Source organism: Stenotrophomonas maltophilia group sp. LNF247 (assembly GCF_054083135.1).
Window position 1 is genome coordinate 1 of record NZ_JBSRQL010000046.1, and the last position, 330, is coordinate 330.

Annotated in this window: 1 rRNA gene; it reads left to right on the forward strand. The window is 54.8% G+C overall.

From position 1 onward, the window contains the following. Positions 1-330: ribosomal RNA gene (locus ACTXG9_RS19570) — 23S ribosomal RNA — on the forward strand; the annotation flags it as partial.

Below are 330 nucleotides of genomic sequence, written 5' to 3' on the forward strand. Positions count from 1 at the left end.
TATGCGCGGTAGAGGAGCGTTCCGTAAGCCGTTGAAGGTGGATTGAGAAGTCTGCTGGAGGTATCGGAAGTGCGAATGCTGACATGAGTAACGATAATGCGGGTGAAAAACCCGCACGCCGAAAGCCCAAGGTTTCCTTGCGCAACGTTAATCGGCGCAGGGTGAGTCGGCCCCTAAGGCGAGGACGAAAGTCGTAGTCGATGGGAAGCAGGTTAATATTCCTGCACCTCGCGTAAGTGCGATGGAGGGACGGAGAAGGTTAGGTGTACCAGGCGTTGGTTGTCCTGGGGAAAGGCGGTAGGTTTGGATCTTTGGCAAATCCGGGATCCT